This is a genomic window from Microcystis sp. M079S1 (assembly GCF_020246425.1).
Taxonomy (GTDB): domain Bacteria; phylum Cyanobacteriota; class Cyanobacteriia; order Cyanobacteriales; family Microcystaceae; genus Microcystis; species Microcystis aeruginosa.
This window is the reverse complement of record NZ_JADBSZ010000173.1, coordinates 1-5287: the sequence shown is the minus strand read 5'-3', so window position 1 is coordinate 5287 and position 5287 is coordinate 1. Positions and strand designations below refer to the sequence as shown.

At 43.2% G+C, this 5287-nt stretch carries 4 protein-coding genes and 1 pseudogene; 2 read left to right on the top strand and 3 right to left on the bottom strand.

Features of this window, described 5'->3' with window-relative positions; all coding sequences use genetic code 11:
- Positions 1-240, bottom strand: a pseudogene (locus IM456_RS11270) (hypothetical protein); the annotation flags it as partial.
- 64 nt (positions 241-304) lie between these two features.
- Positions 305-850, bottom strand: a complete 546-nt coding sequence (locus tag IM456_RS11265) for an FkbM family methyltransferase (RefSeq protein WP_253881450.1) — start codon at positions 848-850, stop codon at positions 305-307.
- 602 nt (positions 851-1452) lie between these two features.
- On the opposite strand from IM456_RS11265, the gene hflX reads away from it, so the two are divergent.
- Together hflX and IM456_RS11255 are read left to right on the top strand one after the other, a co-directional pair.
- On the top strand, positions 1453-3156 hold the full coding sequence (hflX, locus tag IM456_RS11260; protein WP_287694382.1) for a GTPase HflX: 1704 nt from the start codon (positions 1453-1455) through the stop codon (positions 3154-3156).
- Positions 3157-3662: 506 nt separating this feature from the next.
- Positions 3663-3845, top strand: a complete 183-nt coding sequence (locus IM456_RS11255) for a hypothetical protein (protein ID WP_287694380.1) — start codon at positions 3663-3665, stop codon at positions 3843-3845.
- A gap of 130 nt (positions 3846-3975) precedes the next feature.
- Here IM456_RS11255 and IM456_RS11250 read toward each other — a convergent pair whose 3' ends face one another.
- Complete coding sequence (locus IM456_RS11250; RefSeq protein ID WP_287694378.1) at positions 3976-5088, bottom strand: DegT/DnrJ/EryC1/StrS family aminotransferase; 1113 nt, start codon at positions 5086-5088, stop codon at positions 3976-3978.
- Positions 5089-5287: the final 199 nt, after the last annotated feature.

Genomic DNA, 5287 nt, shown 5'->3' with positions numbered 1-5287 from the left:
CGCCGTAAAAGGTTCTAATTCTTGATTTTTGGGGAATTGATCGACGTTAAAAAGTCCCCCGTCCGGCAATCCCGCACCCTGATTTCTGAGGTTGATAATGCAGCGGACTCGCGGTTTTAGGGTTTTACCGATTTCGTTAAGCAGAGTTTCGAGAGTGCCGTAGTAGGAGGTTTCTTTTACTGCTGCTTGGGAGGAGTGGATTTCTTGCAGGTTGCGAAAATAATTGACGAGGGGATTCATAAAAGTGGCAGGAACATCACCCAATTAAGAATAATTACTCAGTTACGAACATAGTGCCGAATATCTAATACATAGATTGCAAAGTTCTGTAATAATTGCTTTGATTTAATCCATAGATTTTTCGAAAAGATTTATGAATATAAAAACTATCTAATCCAGGAATCAGCTTAACCCATATATATCCTTTTTGGATTAACAAGTTATGCAGAAATTCACTTGGCCTCTCGATAGTCATACTATTAAAAATATACTTGTTAAAGGGGAAATCTGCGAGAATTCTAGTTTCAGCACCTTCTACATCTATCGACAGGTAATCGATCACACCGGGAGCTTCGTGTTCCTCTAAAATATTCGCTAAAGGTTTCGTTTTTAACCGTATGACTTCTCGATTGTTAATGTTTTCTTTTTTTCGGTTATCAGTATCTTCATCGATAATTCCTCCATAAAGATTGTTGCAGATAAAATCAATTTCTTTCTCTCGTTCATCCACACAAACATTCAAGCAAATAGCACTTCTATTTCTTTTTAGCTGTTCAAAATATATCGGGTTCGCCTCAATGCAAATGCCCGACCATTGATAGCATTTTTCTAATAAATAAGTGTTATTGATTTTTATCCCATCCGCAGAACCTATCTCTACAAAATACCCCTTATCTTTGTGATCGAAGGCCTCATTAATGCCCCAGTAGTCCTGTGCAGCTTGCGATAAACTTTTTCGACGGTAAGTCGCTTCTTGCGTAAAATTTTATATAAAGAACTCTGGTTTAAAGAATCGATAATATTTTGCGGCAATAACTTTTTAAAGCTAAATGCGGAATCCCCTAAAATCTTATTAATGTTTTGCATTTTGAGTTCTTACGGTCTTGCGTAAAGTATCCCTAAAGTGTCTGGTAAACTCTACCATGGATTTTTCAAAAAGTCAAGGGGTATTTTATCGGAGATACGGCTAATTTCTCAACGCGAGTAGAGAGTTGATGCACTATGCACTGTATTTAGATTATACAGCGAAAGTCAGGATGTTTGCATTCAAATAATTTCTAAGCGCGAGTAGAGAGCTAGAGCATTTATCTTAGTGGCGAGGTACAAAGTTTTCGTTTTGGGGAGTCGGGTGTCTGTTGTCGATACCAAATTAGGTTACACTTCATCTTGATGAGAAACGCCCTCAAGGAGCAGCGAGTCTCATAATCGCTACAATAATAGATAAAATCCTAATTGCGAGGAAAGCCTATCGATACCATCTTCGGCAATACCCAGGGACTGAAAGCCAGTCAGATGAAACAGCTACAAAGGCTGTACCATGAACGCTTGCCTATTGATACTCTCACCACCCCAGAATTCGCCCAAAGACTGGCGGCTATCAGTACCGATATCCATCAACCCCTCTGCACTTATATCAACCGTCGCGGCCAGGTAATTCGTGTGGGAGTGGGAACCCCCCGACAAACCCAATTTTCCCTCTTGGAACTACCCCGCTACGGTTCCGAACGTCTTTGCGGAATTCGTTGTATCGCTACGGAACTCAAGCAGGAACCGCCAAAAGAATCCAGTTTAACCGCTATGGCTCTGCAAAGATTAGACGCACTGGTGGTCTTAACATTAACCGGTACAGGTATGATCCGTCGCGGTGGTGGGGCGACCGGTTATGTGGAGCAAGTCTATCTGGCGCATCTCATACCACAAAGTCAAACAAATGTCAATAGTAATATATACTGGTCTGTCTCCCCTCCCTTAAATCTAGAGGATTTAAGCAAACAGGACTTTTTAGAGTTAGTGGAAGGACTAGAGGCGGAGTTTCAGCGAGAATTTACCGCTATAACCGTTGATACAGCCGAAGATCGGGTGCTATTGGTTGGTTTAATCACCGACGGTATGAGCGATCGCCAGTTCGAGGACGGTTTAAGCGAATTAGAACGTTTAGTTGATACCGCCGGGGGCAAAGTTTTGCAAGTCACCCGACAAAAACGGGAGCATCCCCATCCTCAAACAGTGATCGGTTCGGGAAAAGTGGCAGAAATCGCCCTACAGGTGCAAACTTCGGGGGCTAATTTAGTCGTATTCAATCGCGACCTTTCTCCCGCCCAAATTCGCAATCTAGAGAACCAAATCGGGGTGAGAGTGGTCGATCGCACCGAGGTGATCTTGGATATTTTCGCCCAACGGGCCCAATCCCAAGCGGGTAAACTACAGGTAGAATTAGCCCAATTAGAATACACTTTACCCCGTCTCACCGGGCGCGGATTAGCTATGTCGAGATTAGGGGGAGGAATTGGCACTCGCGGACCGGGGGAGACAAAATTAGAAACAGAACGCCGAACTATTCAACGTCGTTTATCCCGTCTCCAGGATGAGGTGGATCAACTGCAAGCTCATCGTTCCCGTTTACGCAAACAACGGCAAAAACAAGATGTAGCCAGTGTGGCGATCGTCGGTTACACCAATGCGGGAAAATCCACTTTAATTAATGCTCTCACCGCTGCCGAAGTTTATACCGCCGATCAACTGTTTGCTACCCTCGATCCCACCACCCGACGCTTAACTATTACCGATCCCCTCACCCAAGTCTCTCACACTCTTTTACTAACCGATACGGTGGGTTTTATCCACGAATTACCCCCCTCGCTGGTGGATGCTTTTCGGGCAACTTTAGAGGAAGTAACGGAAGCAGAAGCATTACTCCATCTGGTGGATCTCTCCCATCCAGCTTGGGAAAGTCAGATTGCCTCGGTGTTAAAAATCCTCTCGGAGATGCCGATTCAAACTGGTCCAATGTTAATGGTGTTTAATAAGTTGGATCAGGTAAAAAGCGACGATTTGGAAATAGCTAAGGAAAAATATCCCCAAGCTGTTTTTATCTCGGCTATTCGTCGGCTAGGATTGGAAACTTTAAAACAAAAGTTAATCGATTTAACCGCTTAAGTATTGATCCTAAATCTGTTGAGTATAGGCTACTTGTGAGGAGAGGCAAGAGGCAAAAGGGGGAATAAATAATCAGTTTTTAATAACCTGATTTAGTATGAGGTGTGGAACCTGATGCGATCGCCAATAAAAATGCCAGGTTTTTGAAGAGGGCGAATGCAATTCGCCCCTACGATCATATTATCGCGCCAATGATAGGGGCGCACCGTGGTCTCGCGCTTAGAAATTAATTGAATGGAAACACATAAATAGTTGATTTATGTTCAGGATTTAGGGGGCAAAACTCAGTTTTCATCTCAAAGTTGCTGGCGAAATAACCGGAAACCCTTATTTTCTCGTTGGGGACTGTCCTTGAAAATTGAACATAAAATACTAGAATTATGTTCAAAAATCATCCTTCCAGGGGGTTGTCATCTGCTGGGAGAGCGATTTATCTAGGAACAGATGAGTGAGGTAAACCCAATCTCAAGCCAACTACTTTTTTCTTAATTAGGAGTATAATTCCAATGTCCCAACTTCAAATTACTGATTTGGTTCTTGTCAATTCAGAATACGATCAAGTTCAAGATATTACAGAATACGATTACCGAAATATCATGGGCGGATGCGGAAAAGATAAAGATAAAGTCGAACAAAAAATAGAAACGAAAAAAGACGGTACGACGGTAGTAACTACTATCATCACATAGCAGTAACGACTACTATACCATCAATTGAGATGCACCCAAATTGTCCCCCCTTGATCAGGGGGGAATCTGACAATTTTTAACACCTACCTACATAATTCATAATTCATAATTCCTAATTCCCACTGATAACTTAGGAACTATGCAAACAATCTTTTAGCGCGTAGGCTACCTGTTGTTGTTCCTCGAAGCTTAAATCGGGGAACATAGGTAAAGATAACACTTTTTCACTGGCCAATTCAGCCACGGGTAAATCGCCTTTTTTATAGCCTAAATACTGATAAACCGGCTGTAAATGCAGAGGAATCGGATAATAAACCATGGATAGGACATCTTTTTCCTGCAAAGCCGCCCGAATTTGGTCACGATTTTCCGTTAGGATTGTGTACTGATTCCAAACGTGCTTACCTCCGGCTAAAGCGGCAGGTAAAGTGATATTAGGCAAAGGTTGCAGTAATTCCTGATAACGTTGGGCAATCTCGATCCGTTGATTATTCCAAAAATCGAGATATTTTAGCTTAATTTGCAAAATAACCGCTTGAATGGCATCTAAGCGGCTATTCACCCCAATTACCTCATGGAGATAACGCTCCTTGCTGCCGTGTTCTTTAATCATGCGAATTTGTGCCGCTAACTCGGGGTTATTGGTGGTAATTGCGCCACCATCGCCACAACCGCCTAAATTTTTGGTGGGAAAGAAGCTAAAACAGCCAATATCGCCGATACTCCCCACTTTCTGCCCATGCCATTCTGCTCCCGTTGCCTGAGCGCAATCCTCAATCACCAATAAATTATGGGAACGAGCGAAATTTACCACCTCAGACATATTGACAGATTGCCCAAAAAGGTGTACGGGGATAATCGCTTTAGTCTGGGGAGTAATCGCTTTTTCCAACAGTGCCACATCGAGGTTAAAAGTATTAATATCGATATCGACAAAAACTGGCACTGCCCCGACTAAATTAATCGCTTCGGCGGTGGCAATAAAAGAAAAAGTGGAAGTGATTACTTCATCCCCCGCTTGAATACCGAGGGCGCGCAGTGCCAGATAAAGGGCATCGGTTCCCGAATTACAGGCGACACAATCGCTAACACCATGATAGAGGGCAAATTGTCGTTCTAATTCGCTCACAGCTTCGCCACCAATATAGCGCCCAGAACGGAGGATTTCTAAAACGGCATGGTTAGCTTCTTCGCTGATGACTTGGTATTGACGGGATAAATCGACGGGGGGAATTGTACTCACGCGCTTTCACTCAAATTAGAGACTAATCGGGATTTGTCGGCGAAAAGAAGGAATAATTATTGACGCTCCCCGCTCTAAAGAGACGGGGATTCTTCGTTCATTGAGTCTCCGTTAGCAAGCAGGATTTCTCCAACCAACCAAGAGGGAATCTCTCCCGAAGCGTTTAAAGTTTGCGTGCGCCCCACGCTACTTAATCCCT